The organism is Bradyrhizobium sp. Leo78, assembly GCF_059512425.1.
Map to the genome: position 1 here is coordinate 1 of NZ_JCAMOT010000230.1, position 434 is coordinate 434.

A 434-nucleotide genomic window follows, 5' to 3' on the forward strand; every position below is an offset into this window, starting at 1 on the left:
ATCCTCGGCGAGCCGATGAAGCCCGCCACGAATGTATTCGAAGGATTCTCGTAGATTTCCCGCGGTGTCCCGGCCTGCTCGACGCGGCCGTCGCGCAACACGACGATCTTGTCGGCGAGCGTCATCGCCTCGGTCTGATCATGCGTGACATAGATCATCGTGTTGCCGAGCTCGCGATGAAGGCGGGCGATCTCGATGCGCATGGAAACGCGCAGTTCCGCATCGAGATTGGACAGCGGTTCGTCGAACAGGAAAACATCGGGCTCGCGCACGATCGCTCGCCCGATCGCCACACGCTGGCGCTGGCCGCCGGAAAGCTGGCCGGGCCGCCGGTCGAGCAGATGGTCGATCTTCAGGATCGCGGAGGCTGCCTTGACGCGCGTCTCGATCTCGGCGGCATTCGTACGCGCCATCTTCAGTCCGAAGGCCAGGTT

Annotated in this window: 1 protein-coding gene; it reads right to left on the reverse strand. The window is 63.4% G+C overall.

The window, feature by feature from the left end; all coding sequences use genetic code 11:
• Positions 1–434, reverse strand: a 434-nt coding sequence (locus AC5ZG1_RS44435; protein ID WP_496136576.1) for an ABC transporter ATP-binding protein, incomplete at both ends; no start/stop codon positions are given.